The organism is Paraburkholderia sp. BR14374 (assembly GCF_040948685.1).
Lineage (GTDB): Bacteria > Pseudomonadota > Gammaproteobacteria > Burkholderiales > Burkholderiaceae > Paraburkholderia > Paraburkholderia youngii.
The window spans coordinates 834257-852149 of sequence record NZ_JBFPKF010000001.1 but is presented as its reverse complement, the minus strand read 5'-3'; the positions used below and the strand labels follow the sequence as shown (position 1 = coordinate 852149).

Sequence of the window (17893 nt, the reverse complement as noted above, 5' to 3'; positions counted from 1 at the left end):
TACAGCGGCTGACAACGTTCGGCGGAATTTTCAGTAGCGGGCACTTTAACATCTCGCCAGAACGGCTGCTTGCGGCCGCTTCGGCGGGATTTGAGCGCGCATGGGGGGGCGCGCTGAACTGCGCCATCGCCATCAGCGCGTCGTGACGACGCTCAGCTCAACTTACCCGCCGCGCGCCGCGCCCGCCCGATCCGCTACCTCGTTCCACAGATGCATCGCGGCATACGCGCGATACGGCCGCCACGCGTCGCTGCGGCTGCGCTGCTGTGCAGGCCGTATCAGCGAAGGATCGCGCGCACAGATCGATTGCATCAGCACGAGATCCGACGCGGGCCATGCATCGGGATCGCGCCATGCGCGCATCGCGACGTATTCGACGGTCCATGGGCCGATGCCCGCGAGCGCGAGCAACGCAGCGCGCAGGCTCGCGGCGTCGACGGTGTCGCTGCTGTCGAGCGGGACGTCGCCGCTCGCGACCGCGCGCGCGAAGCCCTGTAACGCGGCGACGCGTTTGCCGGGCATGCCGATCTGCGCGAGATCGACTTCGGCGAGCGCGGCCGGCGTCGGAAAACGCCACGCGGTGTTCTGGTGCGGATGGCCGTCGATGCGTTGGCCCGCGCGCTGCACGAGCCGTCCGATGATGGTCGTCGCGGCCTTCACGCTGACCTGCTGACCGACGATCGCACGCACCACCAGTTCGAAGCCGGACCACGCGCCCGGCACTCGCAGGCCAGGCACCGCGGCGACGAGCGGCGCGAGCCACGGGTCCGCGGCGAGTCCGGCGGCGATCTTCTTCGGATCGGCGCGCAGATCGAACATCTTCGCGATCGGCGCGGCGAGTGCATCGGCATGCCGGCTCGCCGGCCCTTCGATGCTCGCGACGACGCAGCGCTTGCGAGGATGCAGCCGCACGCTGAGTGTGCCGCTGTCGCCGTTCCAGTCGATCGCGCGACGATACGCGCCGTCCTCGACGGCTTCGACGCCAGGCGTCGCGCGGCCGCTGAAAAAACGCAGCAGCCGCAGCCAGTCGAACGGTGCGTTGAACGGTAATTCCAGAGTTGCGACGTCGTTAAGCGTGCTCAAGCGGCGTGATCCAGGTTGGAGTGGCGGGAATCGCCATCGGGGCGGCTTGCGTGGCGGCGGGGCGCGTCGCCGGCTGAAGCGCCGCCTGCGTGCTGCGCCTCATTGTCGAGCAACGCGGCCTTGCGCGGCAGCCCCCAGCGATAGCCGGCGAGCGACCCGCCCTTTTGCACGACGCGATGGCAAGGAATCGCGAGAGCGACCGGATTGGTCGCGCATGCGCTCGCGACAGCGCGCACCGCGCGCGGCGAGCCGACCGCCTCGGCGATCTGCGAGTAGCTGCGCGTTTCGCCGTACGGGATGCGTCGCAAAGCATCCCACACGCGCTGCTTGAACGCGGTCGACGCGATGTCGAGCGGCAGGTCGAAGTCCTGGCGCGTGCCGCGCAGATACGCATCGATCTGCGCGATGAACGGAGCTAGGCGCCCCGCGTCTTCGCGCAGCTCGGCGTTCGAGAACTCGCCGCGCAATTCGTCGATCAACAGCGCGGTGTCGTCGCCGAAACCGATCTTGCAGATGCCCTTATCGGTCGCCGCGACCAGCACGAAGCCGAGCGAGGTCGGCGCGCTCGCATAGCGCACCGTGAGCCCGGCGCCCTTGCGCCGGTATGCGGACGGCGCCATGCCCAGCTCGGCCGGCGCGCTGTCGTACATGCGCGACGGCGAGCCGAAACCGGCGTCGAGTGTCGCTCGCGTGACATCGGCGCCGCCCTGTAGCGCGTCGCGCAGCGCGGCGCCGCGCTGCGCGGCCTGGTACTGACGCGGCGACACGCCGACGACGCGCTTGAACAGGCGCTGCAAATGAAACGGGCTCACGTGCACGGCGTCGCTCAGCTGCGCGAGCGTGAGGCGCTGCTGCGGATCGGCGTCGAGCGCCGCGCACGCCCTCGCGACGATGTCGAGCTCGCGTGGCAGGCCGCCCGGCTGGCAGCGCTTGCAATCGCGGAAGCCCGCGGCGCGCGCGGCGGCGGCATCGGTGAAGAAGGCGACGTTTTCGCGGCGCGGCTGGCGGGATGCGCACGACGGCCGGCAGAACACGCCGGTCGTCCTGACCGCGTAGAAGAATGCGCCGTCGGCATCGTGGTCGCGGTGGGTGACGGCGTCCCAGCGCTCGTCGTCGGTGCGCCACTGGGTGGCGTCGGCGTCCGCGGCGGTGCGCATAGGGGTGGAATGGCGAGTGGTGGCGTTCATGATGTCTTGGGGCCAGAATGGGCAGTCAGTGTCGATGCTCATCAATCTAGGCCTGTTCGCTACACAGTACGCGCCGGTTCTTGCTCTGTCATTCGGACGCGCTTGTCCTCACCCCTAGTGGGGTCAAACCGGGCAAATCGCAATCCAAAACGCCGCGGAACGTCCCGGCGGCCGGGCGTTTTGCCTCAAAGTGCGACAATTTCGCACGATATCGGGTTTTCCCTTAAAAAGTTATTGCGTCGCACCAAGCCGATGTGTATATTAGTCCCTGTCTCCTCCATGTCTCCTCCTGATATGGATTCAGCCCGCTCCACTTGAGCGGGCTTTTTTTTGCCCGCCGATCCGCCCCCCGCCCTTTCTCCTACACTTCCTAATCGGTTCTCCGAACTAGCGAAAGGGCGTTCCACATGAAAATCCACATTCGCGAGATCGACCACGTCGTGATCCGGGCGACGCACGTCGAGACCCTCGCGCGCTTTTACTGCGACGTACTCGGTTGCAGCGTTGAAAAGGAGCAGCGCGAACTCGGCCTCACGCAGCTGCGCGCGGGCCGATCGCTGATCGATCTGCTGCAGGTCGGCGCTAAGCTCGATCGCGCGGAAAACGGTGAGGCGGGCGCGGGGCGCAACATGGATCACCTGTGTCTGCGCGTCGAGTCGTTCGACGCCGACGCGCTGAAGGCGCATCTGAGCGCGCATGGCGCGCGGCTCGGCGAACAGGGGGTGCGTTATGGCGCGGACGGGTTTGGACCGTCGCTGTATCTGTTCGACCCGGAGGGCAACATGGTCGAACTGAAGGGGCCGCCGGAGGCGGCGCGAATCACGTCGCTCTGAAAGCGAAAACGAAACTGCGCAAAAACCGGTTCAGACCGGTTCCATCACGCGTCGGCGGGCGCTTTCAGTACGGTCCAGTCGATCTTCACCGCGTCGGCTTCGGCACTGCCGAGCCAGGCTTCGCCGTCCTGCACCGTGCATTGCAGCCGCATCGTGCGCTCGGTGAGTGAGCCGAGCGATGCCGCGACGTCCTCGCCCAGTGTCCAGACCGTCACGTTGCGCAGGCGCTCGACCTTGTTGCGCACGCCCTGCCACCAGATTTCCGAGGTCCGCCCGCCATACGCGATCAGGATCACGTGATTGGCACGGCCGCTCGCCTTCGCGATGCGGCGCTCGTCGGGCTGGCCGACCTCGATCCAGGTGTCGATCGCGCCGGTCAGATCCTTCGCCCACAGATCCGGCTCGTCGACATCCGACAAACCTTTGCAAAACTCCAGCCGCTCCTGTGCGAACAGCGCGAACGCGGCGACGCGGACCATCATCCGTTCGTCGGTTTCCGAGGGGTGACGGGCGATCGTCAGTGAATGGTCGGCGTAATAGTGCCGGTCCATGTCCGCGATCTGCAATTCAGCCTTGTATATCGTCGATTTGAGAGCCATGCCGTTGCTAAACCAGGCGCTCGCTCCACCGGAGCGCAGCGAAAATGAATCGTCGACGGCGCGTTGCCGTTTCTTGTGTTTGCTGTACATCGTCTGTTCCTCCCGCGCCGTCGGCCGGTGCCTATGACACGGAAGGAAGCATTTAGCGGGCCACCACCGGTTCCATGGCGGTGCCGTACACGTCGCGAGCCGCCTCCCGCAGCGCCTCGAGCACGACGGCGGCCGCCGGAGACAACAGATGCGACTGGCGCGTGATGATACCGAATGTGTCCATCCTGCACGGTAAATCGATCGGTACGCGTTTCAATACCCCGTACTGTTGGTACTGACGCGCCACTTCATCGGGCAATACAGCCAACATGTCGCTTTGCAGGAGCAGGCTCGAAATCGCGAGGAAGTTATTCGTATTGACGACGTTCTGCGGCGGATTCAGGCCAATCTGCGAAAACATCAGATCGAAGCGGTGGCGCAGCACGCTGCCAGGCGGATGCAGCACCCACGCCGCGTTGACGATACCGCGCAGCGTCAATCCCGTTTCGTTTTCGAGCGGATGGCCAGGACGGGCGACCACGCACAGCGGTTCGTCGGCGAGCGGTTCGTAGCGCACGTCGGTCTTGAACTGATTCTGCCGTTCGAGCACGCGGCCGATCATGATGTCGAGATCGCCTTCGGCGAGCCGCGGCAGCATCACGTCGGAGGTCTCGACCTCGGTCCAGATCTGCAGCTGCGGATAACGCTCCTTCACGCTCGCGATCGCGCGCGGCACCATCGTCGCGGCAGCCGCGGCGATCACGCCGATGCGCACCTGACCCGCGAGCCCCGAGCGCAGCGCCGAGATTTCGTCGTGCGCCTGGCTCAGGTTCGACAGCACCATGCGCGCGTGGCGGATCATCACCTCGCCGTACAGCGTCGCGTGCATACCGTGCGGCGTGCGGTCGAACAGGCTCACGCCGAGCATGTCCTCGAGTTCTTTCAACAGGCGCGACGCGGCCGGCTGCGTCATGCCGAGCACGTCAGCCGCGCGGCGCACGTTGCCCTCCTCCTCCATCGCGGCAAGCAGCAGCAACTGGCGCGTCTTCAGGCGCGCGCGCACGAACCAGTTCGAATAGCTACGCGTCATCGCAGGGGTCTCCAGGTTTTTATGGCGATGTTTGTACGTTCTGCTTTGAAGTTCCCATGATGCCATATCGAAACTGATATCGGAGAAGCCTAAAAAGGGATTGGAAAGTTATTGGGACGACTCATACCATTCGTGGACTTTTGTGAACTTCCGGTGCGCCTTTTCCGCCGATGAACCGCGATCCGCTCGTCCCCCTCGTTACCAGCCCGTTTCGCCATTACATCAATGGCGGATGGGAGACGGGTGCGACCGCGGGCGTGTCGCTCAATCCGTCGGATCTCGACGAACCGGTCGGCGAATACGTGCGGGCCGACGTGCGGCAGACAGACAGCGCAATCGAGGCGGCGCACGCGGCGTTTCGCGACTGGTCGCTCGCCTCCGCGCAGCGCCGCGCCGACGCGCTCGACGCGATCGGCAGCGAAATGCTCGCGCGCCGCGAGGAACTGGCGCGTCTCCTCGCGCGTGAAGTCGGCAAGGTGCTGCCCGAGGCGCTCGCCGAAGCGACGCGCGCGGGGCAACTGTTCAAGCTGTTCGCCGCCGAGGCGCTGCGCGCGTTCGCCGAACCGCTCGCGTCCGCGCGTGCCGGCGTCGAAATCGACGTGACGCGGGAGCCGCTCGGGGTGGTCGGCGTCATCGCGCCGTGGAGCGCGCCGCTCGCGATCGCCGCGGCGAAGATCGGTGCCGCGCTCGCGCATGGCAACTGCGTCGTGTACAAGCCGGCCGAATCGGTGCCGGCCTGCGCGGCGGCGCTCGCGTCGATCGTCAGTCGCGCGGGCTTGCCGGCCGGCGTGTTCAACCTCGTGATGGGCAGCGGCCGCAAAGTCGGTGCGCGAATCGTCGCGCATCCGCTCGTCGCCGCGATCAGCTTCACCGGTTCGTCCGATACCGGCACACGTGTGCTACAGGCCGCCGCGACGCGCCAGGCACGCGTGCAGCTCGAGATGGGCGGCAAGAATCCGTTCGTCGTGCTGGCCGACGCCAATCTCGACGGCGCGGTCGATGCCGCGCTGACCGGCGCCTTCAGCGCGACGGGCCAGCGCAGCACCGCGGCCGCGCGGCTGATCGTCGAGCGCGCGGTATTCGCGCAGTTCGTCGACGCGTTGCAGGCGAAGCTCGCGAAACTCACCGTCGATCACGCGCTGAAGCACGGCAGCGACATCGGCCCGGCGGCGAACGCCGCGCAGCTCGAACGCAATCTCGAATACGTGCGCATCGGCGAACAGGAAGGCGCGCAGTTGCTGCGCGGCGGTAGGCAGCTGCAGCGCTCGACGCGCGGCTATTTTTTCGAGCCGGCGCTGTTTGTCGGCGAACCGGAGCATCGCATCGCGCGCGAAGAGATTTTCGGGCCGCTCGCGGTCGTGCTGCGTGCGGACGATTACGAACACGCGCTGCATCTCGCGAACGACACCGCGTACGGATTGTGCGCCGGCATTTGCACGCGCTCGCTCGAACGCGCGCGGCATTTCCGCCGCCACGTGCAGAGCGGTCTCGTCACGATCAACCTGCCGACCACGGCCGTCGAACATCACGGACCCGGCGGCGGGCGCAAGGCGTCGGCCTATGGCGCGAGCGATGCCGCGTTCTGGACCGCCGTGAAAACAGCGTACGTGGCGGGCTAGAACCGATGGGCCGCACCACGGTTTTCGCCGCGCCACTGGCCGTGCGCCCCGCTCCACGAATCGCCGGGCTTGCCGAGCCGAGCTCCACCGCGATCCGCGCGTCGGCTGGCGCCGCCCGCGTTACCCCGCTGCAACTACCACGACATCAATGCAGCTTTTCAACCTCAGGAGACAGTAGATGACCAGCAAGCTTCGCCGTTTGACTCTGACCGCGATCGCCGCCGCCGCCCTCGCCGCGCCGTTTGCCGCGCAACTGTCCGCGCATGCGGACGAGCCGCTCAAAGTCGGCTTCCTCGTGAAGATGCCGGAACAGGCGTGGTTCATCAACGAACAGAAAGCCGCGACCGCGCTCGGCCAGAAGGACGGATTTTCGGTAGTCAACATCGGTACGCCCGACGGCGAGAAAGTGCTGGCCGCGATCGACAACCTCGGCGCGCAAGGCGCGAAGGGCTTCGTGATCTGCGCGCCCGACGTGCGTCTCGGACCGGCGATCCAGGCGCGCGCGAAGCGCTACAACATGAAGTTCGTGACGGTCGACGACCAGCTGGTCGATTCGACCGGCAAGCCGCTTGCCAACGTGCCGCACCTCGGCATGTCCGCGTTCAAGATCGGCAATCAGGTCGGCACGGCGATCTCCGAGGAAATGAAGCGCCGCGGCTGGAAGCCCGAGGAAGTCGGCGCGCTGCGCATCACCGACTACGAACTGCCGACCGCGAAGCTGCGCACCGACGGCGCGACGCAGTCGCTGCTCGCCGGCGGCTTCAAGAAGGAAAACATCTTCGACGCTCCGCAGAAAACCACCGACGACGAAGGCGGCTTCAACGCGGTGTCGCCGGTGCTCGCGCAGCATCCGAACATCAAGAAGTGGGTGATCTTCGCGCTCAACGAGGAAAGCGTGCTCGGCGGCGTGCGCGCGACCGAACAGCTGCATATTCCGGGCACGGACGTGATCGGCGTCGGCATCAACGGCGCGGGCGAGGCGTTCGCCGAGTTCCAGAAGAAGGAACCGACGGGCTTCTACGGCACGATTGCGGTCAGCTCGACGAACCACGGCAAGGAGAGCACCGAAAACCTCGTCGAATGGATCAAGAACGGCAAGCAGCCGCCCGCTGATACGCAGACCACCGGCAAGCTGATGGTCCGTAGCAACTGGCAGGACGTGCGCAAGGAACTGGGTATTTAAGCGAAGTTCTCGCAGCAGACGGCGGGCCGCATCGCGCGTTGCGTTTAGCGTGAGCGTGGCCCGCTCTGGTTCCATCCGTTCGAGGTTTTTCCGATGACGTCCTTATTCACCGGGTCTCATGCCGGCGACGCGGCGCTTGCGCCCTCGCCTGCACCGACGCCCGCATCCGATGCTCCCTATCTCCAGCTCGAGGGGATCACCGTGCGCTTCCCGGGCGTGCTCGCGCTCGACCAGGTGTCGCTCGAAGTGCGCCGCGGCGAGGTGCACGGCCTGATGGGCGAAAACGGCGCCGGCAAGTCGACGCTGCTGAAGGTGCTGTCCGGCGTCAATCATCCCGTGTCGGGCACGCTGTCGCTCGATGGCGTCGAGCAGCAGTTCGCGACGACCAAGGCGGCAATCGCCGCGGGCATCGCGATCATCTATCAGGAACTGCATCTGGTGCCGGAGCTGACCGTCGCCGAGAACCTGATGCTCGGCGCGCTGCCGAATCGCTTCGGGGTTCTGGACGAAAAGGCCCTGGTCGCGCGCGCGATGCGGGAGCTCGAACGGCTCGGCGAAAAGCTCGATCCGTCGCAGCAGGTCAAGCATCTGTCGATCGGTCAGCGGCAGATGATCGAAATCGGCAAAGCGCTGATGCGCGACGCGCGGGTGATCGCGTTCGACGAACCAACCAGCTCGCTGTCGTCGCGCGAAACCACGCAACTGTTCCGCATCATCCGCGCGCTGAAGGCCGAAGGCCGCGCGATCATTTACGTCACGCACCGGATGGATGAAGTCTACGAACTGTGCGATCGCGTTACCGTGTTTCGCGACGGCCGCCGCATCGACACCTTCGAGGCCGGTGCGGGACTCGATCGCGATCGGCTGATCAGCTGCATGGTGGGCCGCTCGATCACCGATGTGTACGGCTATCGCGCGCGCGAGCACGGCGACGTGCAGCTTCAGGTCGACGGTCTGATGGGGCCGGGCCTGCGCGAACCGGCGTCGTTTTCGGCGCGCAAGGGCGAGATCGTCGGCTTTTTCGGGCTCGTCGGCGCGGGCCGCTCCGAGTTGATGAAGCTGATCTACGGCGCGGTCAAGCCGAGCGCCGGCGGGGTCGCGCTGAAAGGCAAGCGTGTGCAGTTCGCCACGCCGCGCGACGCGGTGCGCGCCGGTGTCGCGCTGTGTCCCGAGGATCGCAAGCAGGAAGGCATCGTGTCGATCGCGTCGGTGTCGGACAACCTGAACATCAGCTGCCGCCGCCACTTCAGTCGCTTCAACGTGCTCAACGGCCGCAAGGAAGCGCAGACCACGCGCGAGTTCATCGGCAAGCTCGCGATCAAGACCCGCAACGGCGACACGCCGATCGGCACGCTGTCCGGCGGCAATCAGCAGAAGGTGATCCTGTCGCGCTGGCTCGCCGAAGAGATCGACGTGTTCCTGATGGACGAGCCGACGCGCGGCATCGACGTCGGGGCGCGCAGCGAGATTTACGGGCTGTTGTATGGGCTCGCCGAGGCGGGCCGCACGGTCATCGTCGTATCGAGCGATCTCGCCGAGGTGATCGGCGTGACCGATCGCGTGATCGTGATGAAGGAAGGCTGCATCGTCGGCGATCTGCCGAAGGCGCAAGCCACGCCGGATGCGCTGATCAAGCTGGCGTTGCCGCGCTGATCGGCCAACGGCTCTCGCCACCAGACCTCTTATCGAATACCGCAACGAAAACGGCATTGAATGGAACAGACATCATGAGCATACCTTCCACCGATTCCTCGACCCCCGCCGTCGCCTCCGCCGGCTTGACCGCGCGTGCCGCGCGCACCTGGGACCTGATCAACAAATCCGGCATCGTGATGGTGTTCATCATCCTGTTCACGGTGCTGTCGTTCACGGTCCCGGGCTTTCTGAGCTCGCGCAATATCCAGGGCTTGCTGCTGTCGGTCACGCTGATCGGCTCGATCTCAGTCACGATGATGTTCGTGCTTGCGCTCGGCGAGGTGGACCTGTCGGTCGCGTCGATCGTCGCGTTTTCCGGCGTGGTGGCTTCCGTGCTGATCACCGCGACACATAGCGTATTCATCGGCGTCGCGGCCGGCGTGCTCGCGGGCGGCGCGGTCGGGCTCGTCAACGGCACGCTGGTCGCGCGCTACAAGATCAACTCGCTGATCGTCACGCTCGCGATGATGGAGGTCGTGCGCGGCCTCGCCTACATCACGTCGAACGGCGACGCGGTGATGATCTCCGAGGAGCGCTTCTTCGATCTCGGCGGTGGCTCGTTCCTCGGCATTTCGTATCCAATCTGGAGCAACATCATCGGCTTCGTGCTGTTCGGCTTCCTGCTGAAAAAGACCGTGTTCGGCAAGAACGTGCTGGCCGTCGGCGGCAATAGCGAAGCGGCCGTGCTCGCGGGGCTGCCCGTCACGCGGATCAAGATCACCGTATTCGTGCTGCAAGGGCTCGTGACCGGCTTCGCGGGCGTGATGCTCGCGTCGCGCATGAGTCTCGGCGATCCGAAGACGTCGGTCGGGCTCGAACTCGGCGTGATTTCCGCTTGCGTGCTCGGCGGCGTGTCGCTGACAGGAGGTGTCGCGACCATCTCCGGCGTGCTGGTCGGCGTGCTGATCATGGGTTCGGTACAGGACGCGATGAGCCTGCTCAACGTGCCGACGTTCTATCAATACCTGATCCGCGGCGGCATCCTGCTGCTCGCGGTGCTGTTCGACCAGTTCCGCCGCAGCAAGCGCGTGCACTGACGCGCCGCTGCACCTGGCCGGTTTCCTGCGCTTTGCGAGAAGGCGTACTGCCGATGCGGGTCGATAAAACCCGCATCGGCTTTTTTATTGTGCGTGAAGCCTGGCCTGTATGAAAAGTAATAAAAAAAACGGCTTGGCATCTGAATGCCCAAGCCGTCCTTTTTTAGCTCACGCGTTCACGGCTGCGACTTTAAAGCCGCAGTGGAGACGCATGCGACCGTGTTCCGGCTTTTGCCGGAATACCGGTGTTGTACTTATTGCTTGATAAATCGGTCGTTCGCCCAGAGCCCCTCGGTGTCGCTATTGGCCGCATTCACGAACTCGACGTCGTGGCCGACCACGCGCACCACCCGGAAACTCGAGTCGGTCGGTGTCGATACGCATTGATATCCGGAGAAGAATTCCTGCATCTGCTGCTGTTCACCGGCTTGCGCATGGTGATCGACGGCATCGAGCTTGTCCTTCGATACGCAGCCATACGCATTGGCCTTGAACTGGATCGTTTGCTGCGGCTTGATCACGACGTCTTGCGCCTGAACGCTAGCGGCAGCCAAACCCGCGATGGCGAAAACAACGGCAATTCGAGTTTTCATTTATTCCTCCGGGGCGGGGCCGAAAAAATACTCGGTTAGCTATGTATTTAACTCTAACGATGGACCCACAGCTTGCACTTTAGGAGAAGCAAGAAGAACGACAAGCACATCTTGTGTGCGGTCGCAACAGTGGCTAATTGTCGCACCCGCTCTCAGGGCTGATTAAAGCTCGAGCAGACGCCTGATCGAATGGCAATGAAAAGAATTACTAAAAGACCAACTCGCTCATCGCTTTAGCTGGTAAAGCTTTGCGCCCGCCTTCGCGTAAACGCGGAGCGCCAATTAAGTGATTTAGTACAATTTAATCAATCAGTTTGTGCATCGCACACAAAGTCATTCGGCGGGCGAAAGCCGCTACGTGCAATAACGCGGCAGGTGCAGAAAAAAAATAGTGCCAGCCGTCTCTCTCAGCTTTCGCGAAGGGCCTGCAACGGCTTGCGGGTACAGGCGCTGCTCTACAATTGGAACAAATCTCCCGCACCTGGAGGCTATCGTGAACGAGCACGTAATACTCGGGATTTTTCTGGTCGTTCCGCTGCTCATCGTGATGTTTCTTTTTTCCGACGAACTGTGGCAAGAACATCGCGACCTGCACGACGGTCGGCCGTTGTCACCGCGTCCGCGGCGCATCGACTGGCGCCATCCGCTACGCCGTTCTCGCGATCGGCTCTGAGGCTGCGAGCGGACCCCCTGAAGAAAAAAGCCTGCCACAAGGGCAGGCTAAAAAAGAGATCCACACTCAATGCCTTGAACACAAGGCAATAGCAGTCTAGTCGCGACGCGCCAATCGGTGGGTTTCAACGGCTTTTACAGTTGTTACCGCACGTGACCGTCATGCCTCGCGCGGCAACGTGTCCGCAGGCCCACGCGTCGCGCTTCAATGGGCGCGCCAGTGCGCGCGAATCCGTTTGGCGAGCGCTTCAAGCGTGTCGGCGTCGGCGACCTCGCGCGCATGCAGCTTCAGCGGCTGGCCTTCCCAGCGCGGAATCACATGGAAATGGACGTGCGGCACCGTCTGTCCCGCCGCCGCGCCGTTGAACTGGCCGATGAAAACGCCGTCCGGACGCAGCGCCGCGCGCACCGCGATCGCGAGCTTTTGCGCCATGCGCGCGGACGCGACGAGCGCCACATCCGACAGATCGAAAATCTCCGCGACCGCTTCCTTCGGCACGACGAGCAGATGGCCGTCGGCTTGCGGCATCAAGTCCATGAAAGCCAGCGCCTGGTCGTTTTCGGCCACCTTGATACACGGTAGTTCGCCGCGCAAGATTTTGGCGAACGGGTTGCTGTCGTTGTAGCTCATCGCGTTTCCTTTCGTTTGGTCTGGTTTCGATTCATGGGTCGAGCGGGACGCTGCTGTTTCGCGCAGCTTCGCATCGCGGGCTTCCTATTTTCTACCCGAATGCTTACGCCACGCGTGCGGCGCGCCGGATCGCTTGAGGCGGCTGGCCGAACGCGCGCAAAAACGCGCGCCGCATCCGCTCGGGGTCGATGAAGCCAGTGTCGGCGGCGACCGTTTCGATCGAATGACGGCCGGTTTCGAGCATCGTGCGGGCCGCTTCGACGCGCAGCGCCTCGATCGCGCGGGCCGGCGACTGGCGAGTCTCGTCGCGAAACGCGCGGCTGAACTGACGCGGGCTCAGATGCGCGACGTCCGCGAGCTGCTCGACGCTCAGCGGTTCGCGCAGATGACTCTTCGCATATGACAGCGCGTTCTGGATCCGATCGGACTTCGGTTCGAGATCGAGCATCGCCGAGTATTGCGACTGCCCGCCGGTGCGGCGGTGATAGACGACGAGCTTTTTCGCGATCGCGCGCGACGCCGCGACGCCGAGGTCGTTCTCTACCAGCGCGAGGCACAGATCGATGCATGCGGTCATGCCGGCCGACGTCCACACCGAGCCGTCGACGATGAAGATGCGGTCCTCGTCGACCCGCGCGCGCGGAAAGCGCCGCTGCAGATCGCGTGCATGCGCCCAATGAGTGGTCGCGTGGCGGCCGTCCAGGATGCCCGCTTCGGCGAGGACGAACGCGCCGGTGCAGATGCTCGCGGTGCGGCGTGAGGCGGCGAGGGCCTCGTTCAGAAACCCGAGCAGTCCCGGCGACGACGGCGCGATTTCCATCGCGCCGGTGACGATCACCGTGTCGTAGGCGGGATCGCCGAACGGCCGCGTCGCGACCTCGACGCCCGCCGAACTGCGCACCATGCCGCCGTGCTCGGAGATCACCGTGACGTCGTACGCGGGTTCGTCGGTGTCCTGATTGGCGAGTTCGAAAATCGATATCGCGACCATGTCGAGGATCTGGAAGCCCGGAAACACCACTACACCGATGCGTTTCATTTGCGATGTCCTGATACGAGGGAAATACGACATTTGAGACAAGACGGTACGCGCTTAGACTCAGCTCGTCAACACCGCCGCATCAGTGCGAAAGCTGCGAGACGGCGAGTTCACGGATGTTCCCATTCACCAGTCAGGGCGGTCGCATCGTGCGCAGCCCGCAAGGAGAGCTTCAATGACAACGCAGGCAGAGAAGGGCGTACAACGCGATTCGAACGGAGGTAAGGGCACGGCGGTGATCACTGGCGCATCGTCGGGAATCGGTGCGGTCTACGCGGATCGGCTCGCGCGACGCGGCTACGATCTGTTGCTGATCGCGCGCGACAGCGCGCGCCTCAGCAGCCTCGCCGAGCGGCTGACGAAGGAGACCGGGCGGCGGGTGAGCACCGTCAGCGCCGATCTGACCAACAAGGCCGACGTGCGCCGCATCGAGAACCAGTTGCGCGCCGAGCGCGGCATCACGATGCTGGTCAACAACGCGGGCGTCGGCGCGACCGCGACGCTGCTCGACTCCGATGTCGATGAACTCGAGAAGATGATCGACCTGAACGTCACGTCGCTCACGCGCCTGACGGCGGCCGTGTTGCCGGGTTTCATCGCGCGTGGCGCGGGTACCGTGATCAATATCTCGTCGATCGTCGCGCTGTCGCCGGAATTGCTGAACGGCACCTATAGCGGCACCAAGGCGTACGTGCTGAACCTCACGCAGTCGCTGCATCACGAGGTGGGCGGCAAGGGTGTGCGGCTGCAGGCGGTGCTGCCGGGCGCGACGAGTACCGCGTTTTGGGATCGCGCGGGTCTCGCGGTCGAGAACCTGCCTGCGCAGATCGTGATGAGCGCCGAGGACATGGTCGACGCGGCGCTCGCCGGTCTCGACCAGGGTGAGTTGGTGACGATCCCGTCGTTGCCCGATGCCGCCGACTGGGAGCGTCTGAACAGCGCGCGTCTGCATCTGCAGCCGAATCTGTCGCGCAGCGCGCCGGCCGAGCGCTATACGCGCGCCGTGGCGGCGTGAAACAAAGGGGGTAGGGCAGCGCAAGACTCAGCCGCTCACCGCGACCTGATTCTTGCCGTCGTGTTTCGCGCGATACAGGCCGACGCTGGCGGCCTCGATCAGCGACGTGACCGGTTCGGCCGCCGACGGCAGCACCATCGCCGCGCCGATGCTGATCGTGACGACACCCTCTGCCGAGCCCGCATGCGTGATCGCGAGGTCTTCGACCGCGATGCGGATTTTCTCCGCGAGCAGGCGCAAGCCGCCCGCCGACGTGCCAGGCACGACCACCGCAAACTCCTCGCCGCCGAAGCGCGCGGCGAGATCCGGTGAATGGCCGAGGCACGCTTCGATCGTATGCGCGACGCTCTTCAGCACTTCGTCGCCGGCGACGTGCCCGTAGGTGTCGTTGTAGGCCTTGAGGTGATCGACGTCGATCATCAGGAGGCCGAGGCCGGTCTTGTCGCGCGTGCCGCGGCGCCATTCGTCGGCCAGATGCTGGTCTAGGTAGCGGCGGTTCGCCAGGCCGGTCAGACCGTCCGAATGCGTGCGCCGCTGCAACTCCAGATTCGTCGCCAGTAGTTGCTGCTGTAACTGCCGCAGCGCGCGGTATGCCTCGTCGCGCTGCTGCAGGTTCAGATACGAGCGCGAGTGATAGCGGATGCGCGCGATCAGCTCGATGCGATCCGGCAGCTTGACGAGGTAATCGTTCGAGCCGGCCGCGAACGCCGCGCTTTTGACGAGCGGCTCTTCTTTGGTCGACAGCGCGATGATCGGGATGTCGCGCGTGGCCGCGTTCAGCCGATATTGCCGCACCAGCGTCAGACCGTCGGCGCCCGGCATCGCGAGATCTTGCAGAATCACCGTCGCGCGAGTTTCCTCGGCGCAGCGCACCGCGTCTTCCCAGGACGCGCAGTAGTGAAAGTCGACGCCCGGCTCGTCGGCGAGCGCCTCGCGCACCGCGTCGGCGATGACCGGCTGGTCATCGACCAGCAGCACCGTGATCGGGCACTCGCCCGCCGGCGCGTCGGCGAGGATGCGCGCGAACGAGTCGTCGATGGCGAGACCCGGTGGATCCTCCGCGACGAGCGCATGCGCCTGCGCCTGTCCTTCGTCTGCGGGATGCAGCGTTGCGACGTTCTGGGGCGGTTTCGAGGTGTCCATGTGGTTCAGCGCGAATGAAGGTCAGGGAAGGCCCGTCAGGTTATTGCCATTGGTCAGATAATAGTCGGCGCCCGCGACAAGACCAGTCCGGCTGAAGCCGCGCAATGCTCTGCGTGGACTGACGCTTCCGACGTTATGCGCCTGTTACAGAGTTAATGTCCGGTTACCAACTGCAGCATCTATTTCCGCCAGCGCCAGCGACAATTCGTCCATGCCTGAACGGCGGGAGCTCAATATGAAAAAGTTCGCAGTGGCGTTGGTAATGGCGGGTAGTTTGACGGTGGCGGGCCAGGCGTCCGCGCACGGACACGGCGGCGACGTGGTGGGTGCGCTGATCGGCGGCGCGGTGCTGGGCGCGGTGGTCAGCTCGGCGTCGACGCCGGCACCATTGGTCGCGTATCCGCAGCCGGTTTATGCCGAGCCCGCGTATCAGCCCGCGCCGGCCTACGTGGCACCGCCGCCCGGGTATTGCTATGACCAGTATCAGCGTGCCTATGTCGCGTGCGGCGCACCGCCGCCCGGACAGTACGGCTATGCACAGCCGCAACCCCGAGCCGCAGTGGTGAACGTGGCATGGTTCTGATACGCGGATGATCCAGACGGGCAGCGCGCAGACAAAAAGGCCGTCGCTCGATGCGACGGCCTTTTTTTATTGAGGCACGCCTTAATGCTTGTGATGCAGCCACTCCGCGTAATGCGTGTCGAGCCAGCGCTCGAGCTTGGGCGGTTTGGACGGGTCGCGGTGACGCGACATCATCCAGATGGCAAAGCCGACCACCAGCATGACGGCAGGCCCCATCAGATAGGCGAGCATTGATTCAGGCATCGAAACCTCCGTATCTGCTTGCATCCATCTCTCAGTGTAGGCGAAGGAAGCGGGGAAAGAACGATGATGTGAAACGGTCGTGAATCGCGGAAAAAGGCGCATTTTCGCGCGCTGTAGAAACCTTATTTTTTTATGACTTTCCTTTGTTCGATTAGGTTTTGGACGAGGTCGCATCGGCCTGTGTACCATCCCGATTCCGGCGTGGCGGCAAGCGTCACATCTCGCCAAAACCCATGACGATGCCGTCAAGCCGTCCCGTTCGCGGTCTGCCGTGCGACTTCCATCTGGCTATCGACAAAGTCCGCCCAACTCTGAAGCATGCGACGGTCCCGCGCTGCTTCGTCGGTTGCTTCACGATTCGTGATGTCGCGTGTCGCGGCTGATTGCTGCTCCATGTCGCGCAGATGCGTCGACGCGGTGCGACGAAAGTCATGCAGCACGAAATGCTCCACGTCGAGCCCCAATGCCTTGACCGCCTGGTTCAGCGTACTTTTCGCGATCGGCCGATCGTCGCCCCTGACGCTCGGGAACACGTACGTCTCGCTGGTGCGCGCGCGCTGCAGCTCGCGCAGCAGCGCAACCGCCTGACGCGGCAGACGTACGATGCGCTCCTCGTGCGCGTTCAGGCGGGCAGCGGGGATTGTCCATAGCGCGTTGTCGAGATCGAACTCGGCCCATCTGGATTCGATGAGGTCCGATTTGCGCGCCATCGTCAGCACCAGCAGGTGCAGCGCTAGCTTCAGCGGGCGGCGGATATTCGACGTATCGATGGTGCGCAGCATGACGCCGATCTCGGCGCCGGACAGCACGCGGGTGCGGCTGACGAAGGTCGCGATCGAGCGCGCCGGGACGACTTCCGCGGGGTTGCTGGTCGCAAGCTGACGTGCGATCAGGTATGCGTACAGGCGCTTCACGACGTTGCGCGTGTGCAGCGCCATTTTCGGCGCGCCGCGGCTTTTGATGCGCTCGCAGATCGCGACGATGTCGTCAGCGGTGACCGCGCCGATCGGCTTGTTGCCGATCGCGGGCAGCACGTCCTTGTCGAGCGCGCGCCGGGTGGTGCGGCGATATTCGTCCGACTTGCCGGCTAGCGCCGTCGCGACATAAAGCTCGGCCGCTTCGCGCAGCACGTCGGCCTTGCTTTCGGCACCTCGATCGCGCCGCGCGGTCGCGACCGGCGAGATGCCCTGCGCGACGAGTGCCGCGTACCTCTGGGCCTTCGCGCGCGCGACGCGCAGCGAAATCATCCGGTAATCGCCGATCGTCGCGAGCGGCTGACGCTTGCCATTCAACGTATAGCGGAAGCGCCAGACCTTGGTGCCGGTCGTCATGACTTCGATCACGAGGCCGTTGCCGTCGGCGACACAGTAGCGGGTCGCGCGCGGTTCGAGCGCGCGGATCTCGGATTCGGTGAGCGGGGTGGCGAGGCGGGGCATGCTTTGGGGACGCTGTACGTCGTTAAGGTTCGGACAGCGGGGATTTTAGACTTTTACCACGGTTGTGTACCAAAAATCTGAGGGTTTTTTGGTTGACAGAATGCGATTTTCGATTGCGTGCCAGCAGCGGCTATTCGACCGCGGAACCTTAGGTCGCCGCGGAATCCTGCCGACTCGCGAGT

18 protein-coding genes are annotated in these 17893 nt (G+C 64.5%); 8 read left to right on the top strand and 10 right to left on the bottom strand.

The window, feature by feature from the left end; translation table 11 throughout:
• Window positions 1-162: 162 nt before the first annotated feature.
• Both AB3X86_RS03845 and ada read right to left on the bottom strand, forming a co-directional pair.
• Complete coding sequence (locus AB3X86_RS03845) at window positions 163-1083, bottom strand: DNA-3-methyladenine glycosylase (RefSeq protein ID WP_368594969.1); 921 nt, start codon at window positions 1081-1083, stop codon at window positions 163-165.
• Window positions 1080-2240 (bottom strand): bifunctional DNA-binding transcriptional regulator/O6-methylguanine-DNA methyltransferase Ada, encoded by a 1161-nt coding sequence (ada, locus tag AB3X86_RS03840; RefSeq protein ID WP_368595006.1) that lies wholly within the window; start codon window positions 2238-2240, stop codon window positions 1080-1082. Before ada ends, AB3X86_RS03845 begins: the two co-directional genes overlap by 4 nt.
• Window positions 2241-2677: 437 nt before the next feature.
• Between ada and AB3X86_RS03835 the strand changes: the two genes are divergently transcribed.
• Window positions 2678-3103, top strand: a complete 426-nt coding sequence (locus tag AB3X86_RS03835) for a VOC family protein (RefSeq protein WP_368594968.1) — start codon at window positions 2678-2680, stop codon at window positions 3101-3103.
• A gap of 44 nt (window positions 3104-3147) precedes the next feature.
• Here the strand turns inward: AB3X86_RS03835 and AB3X86_RS03830 are convergent, their stop codons facing one another.
• Both AB3X86_RS03830 and AB3X86_RS03825 read right to left on the bottom strand, forming a co-directional pair.
• On the bottom strand, window positions 3148-3702 hold the full coding sequence (locus tag AB3X86_RS03830; protein ID WP_368595005.1) for a YaeQ family protein: 555 nt from the start codon (window positions 3700-3702) through the stop codon (window positions 3148-3150).
• 142 nt (window positions 3703-3844) lie between these two features.
• Complete coding sequence (locus AB3X86_RS03825; protein WP_176109880.1) at window positions 3845-4822, bottom strand: LysR family transcriptional regulator; 978 nt, start codon at window positions 4820-4822, stop codon at window positions 3845-3847.
• Between the two features lie 170 nt (window positions 4823-4992).
• On the opposite strand from AB3X86_RS03825, the gene AB3X86_RS03820 reads away from it, so the two are divergent.
• From AB3X86_RS03820 to araH, 4 genes are all read left to right on the top strand, one after another.
• Complete coding sequence (locus AB3X86_RS03820; protein ID WP_368594967.1) at window positions 4993-6441, top strand: aldehyde dehydrogenase family protein; 1449 nt, start codon at window positions 4993-4995, stop codon at window positions 6439-6441.
• 178 nt (window positions 6442-6619) lie between these two features.
• Window positions 6620-7624, top strand: coding sequence for an arabinose ABC transporter substrate-binding protein (locus AB3X86_RS03815; RefSeq protein WP_176122396.1), 1005 nt, complete (start codon window positions 6620-6622; stop codon window positions 7622-7624).
• 93 nt (window positions 7625-7717) lie between these two features.
• On the top strand, window positions 7718-9277 hold the full coding sequence (gene araG / locus AB3X86_RS03810; RefSeq protein WP_368594966.1) for an L-arabinose ABC transporter ATP-binding protein AraG: 1560 nt from the start codon (window positions 7718-7720) through the stop codon (window positions 9275-9277).
• A 74-nt stretch (window positions 9278-9351) separates the two neighbouring features.
• On the top strand, window positions 9352-10356 hold the full coding sequence (araH, locus tag AB3X86_RS03805) for an L-arabinose ABC transporter permease AraH (protein WP_368594965.1): 1005 nt from the start codon (window positions 9352-9354) through the stop codon (window positions 10354-10356).
• 254 nt (window positions 10357-10610) lie between these two features.
• Here araH and sap1 read toward each other — a convergent pair whose 3' ends face one another.
• Entirely contained in the window at window positions 10611-10949 is a 339-nt protein-coding gene (sap1, locus tag AB3X86_RS03800) for a surface attachment protein Sap1 (RefSeq protein ID WP_013091020.1), read from the bottom strand.
• A gap of 493 nt (window positions 10950-11442) precedes the next feature.
• Between sap1 and AB3X86_RS03795 the strand changes: the two genes are divergently transcribed.
• Complete coding sequence (locus AB3X86_RS03795) at window positions 11443-11622, top strand: hypothetical protein (RefSeq protein WP_176109876.1); 180 nt, start codon at window positions 11443-11445, stop codon at window positions 11620-11622.
• A gap of 204 nt (window positions 11623-11826) precedes the next feature.
• Here the strand turns inward: AB3X86_RS03795 and AB3X86_RS03790 are convergent, their stop codons facing one another.
• Window positions 11827-12252, bottom strand: a complete 426-nt coding sequence (locus tag AB3X86_RS03790) for an HIT family protein (RefSeq protein ID WP_018436978.1) — start codon at window positions 12250-12252, stop codon at window positions 11827-11829.
• A 103-nt stretch (window positions 12253-12355) separates the two neighbouring features.
• Window positions 12356-13291, bottom strand: coding sequence for a GlxA family transcriptional regulator (locus AB3X86_RS03785; protein WP_368594964.1), 936 nt, complete (start codon window positions 13289-13291; stop codon window positions 12356-12358).
• A 175-nt stretch (window positions 13292-13466) separates the two neighbouring features.
• Here AB3X86_RS03785 and AB3X86_RS03780 point away from each other — a divergent pair, with 175 nt between their 5' ends.
• A complete protein-coding gene (locus AB3X86_RS03780) occupies window positions 13467-14306 on the top strand; it encodes an SDR family NAD(P)-dependent oxidoreductase (protein ID WP_368594963.1) in 840 nt (279 codons plus the stop codon).
• Between the two features lie 27 nt (window positions 14307-14333).
• On the opposite strand, the gene AB3X86_RS03775 is transcribed toward AB3X86_RS03780, so the two are convergent.
• Window positions 14334-15449 carry a diguanylate cyclase gene (locus AB3X86_RS03775; protein WP_368594962.1) on the bottom strand — a complete coding sequence of 372 codons (1116 nt, stop codon included), beginning with the start codon at window positions 15447-15449 and terminating at the stop codon, window positions 14334-14336.
• 235 nt (window positions 15450-15684) lie between these two features.
• Here AB3X86_RS03775 and AB3X86_RS03770 point away from each other — a divergent pair, with 235 nt between their 5' ends.
• Window positions 15685-16032 (top strand): ecotin precursor, encoded by a 348-nt coding sequence (locus tag AB3X86_RS03770; RefSeq protein ID WP_368594961.1) that lies wholly within the window; start codon window positions 15685-15687, stop codon window positions 16030-16032.
• An 81-nt stretch (window positions 16033-16113) separates the two neighbouring features.
• Here the strand turns inward: AB3X86_RS03770 and AB3X86_RS03765 are convergent, their stop codons facing one another.
• Entirely contained in the window at window positions 16114-16275 is a 162-nt protein-coding gene (locus AB3X86_RS03765) for a hypothetical protein (protein ID WP_176109870.1), read from the bottom strand.
• A gap of 245 nt (window positions 16276-16520) precedes the next feature.
• Complete coding sequence (locus tag AB3X86_RS03760; RefSeq protein ID WP_368594960.1) at window positions 16521-17711, bottom strand: tyrosine-type recombinase/integrase; 1191 nt, start codon at window positions 17709-17711, stop codon at window positions 16521-16523.
• Between the last annotated feature and the right edge of the window lie 182 nt (window positions 17712-17893).

What these genes read in the sequence shown, in the direction of transcription:
- AB3X86_RS03770 (WP_368594961.1), top strand. Translation starts at nt 15,685, where the DNA reads ATGAAAAAGTTCGCAGTGGCGTTGGTAATGGCGGGTAGTTTGACGGTG.
- AB3X86_RS03780 (WP_368594963.1), top strand. Translation starts at nt 13,467, where the DNA reads ATGACAACGCAGGCAGAGAAGGGCGTACAACGCGATTCGAACGGAGGT.
- AB3X86_RS03760 (WP_368594960.1), bottom strand. Translation starts at nt 17,711, where the DNA reads ATGCCCCGCCTCGCCACCCCGCTCACCGAATCCGAGATCCGCGCGCTC.
- AB3X86_RS03815 (WP_176122396.1), top strand. Translation starts at nt 6,620, where the DNA reads ATGACCAGCAAGCTTCGCCGTTTGACTCTGACCGCGATCGCCGCCGCC.
- AB3X86_RS03785 (WP_368594964.1), bottom strand. Translation starts at nt 13,291, where the DNA reads ATGAAACGCATCGGTGTAGTGGTGTTTCCGGGCTTCCAGATCCTCGAC.
- AB3X86_RS03835 (WP_368594968.1), top strand. Translation starts at nt 2,678, where the DNA reads ATGAAAATCCACATTCGCGAGATCGACCACGTCGTGATCCGGGCGACG.
- AB3X86_RS03790 (WP_018436978.1), bottom strand. Translation starts at nt 12,252, where the DNA reads ATGAGCTACAACGACAGCAACCCGTTCGCCAAAATCTTGCGCGGCGAA.
- AB3X86_RS03820 (WP_368594967.1), top strand. Translation starts at nt 4,993, where the DNA reads ATGAACCGCGATCCGCTCGTCCCCCTCGTTACCAGCCCGTTTCGCCAT.
- araH (WP_368594965.1), top strand. Translation starts at nt 9,352, where the DNA reads ATGAGCATACCTTCCACCGATTCCTCGACCCCCGCCGTCGCCTCCGCC.
- araG (WP_368594966.1), top strand. Translation starts at nt 7,718, where the DNA reads ATGACGTCCTTATTCACCGGGTCTCATGCCGGCGACGCGGCGCTTGCG.
- AB3X86_RS03775 (WP_368594962.1), bottom strand. Translation starts at nt 15,449, where the DNA reads ATGGACACCTCGAAACCGCCCCAGAACGTCGCAACGCTGCATCCCGCA.
- sap1 (WP_013091020.1), bottom strand. Translation starts at nt 10,949, where the DNA reads ATGAAAACTCGAATTGCCGTTGTTTTCGCCATCGCGGGTTTGGCTGCC.
- AB3X86_RS03825 (WP_176109880.1), bottom strand. Translation starts at nt 4,822, where the DNA reads ATGACGCGTAGCTATTCGAACTGGTTCGTGCGCGCGCGCCTGAAGACG.
- ada (WP_368595006.1), bottom strand. Translation starts at nt 2,240, where the DNA reads ATGCGCACCGCCGCGGACGCCGACGCCACCCAGTGGCGCACCGACGAC.
- AB3X86_RS03765 (WP_176109870.1), bottom strand. Translation starts at nt 16,275, where the DNA reads ATGCCTGAATCAATGCTCGCCTATCTGATGGGGCCTGCCGTCATGCTG.
- AB3X86_RS03830 (WP_368595005.1), bottom strand. Translation starts at nt 3,702, where the DNA reads ATGGCTCTCAAATCGACGATATACAAGGCTGAATTGCAGATCGCGGAC.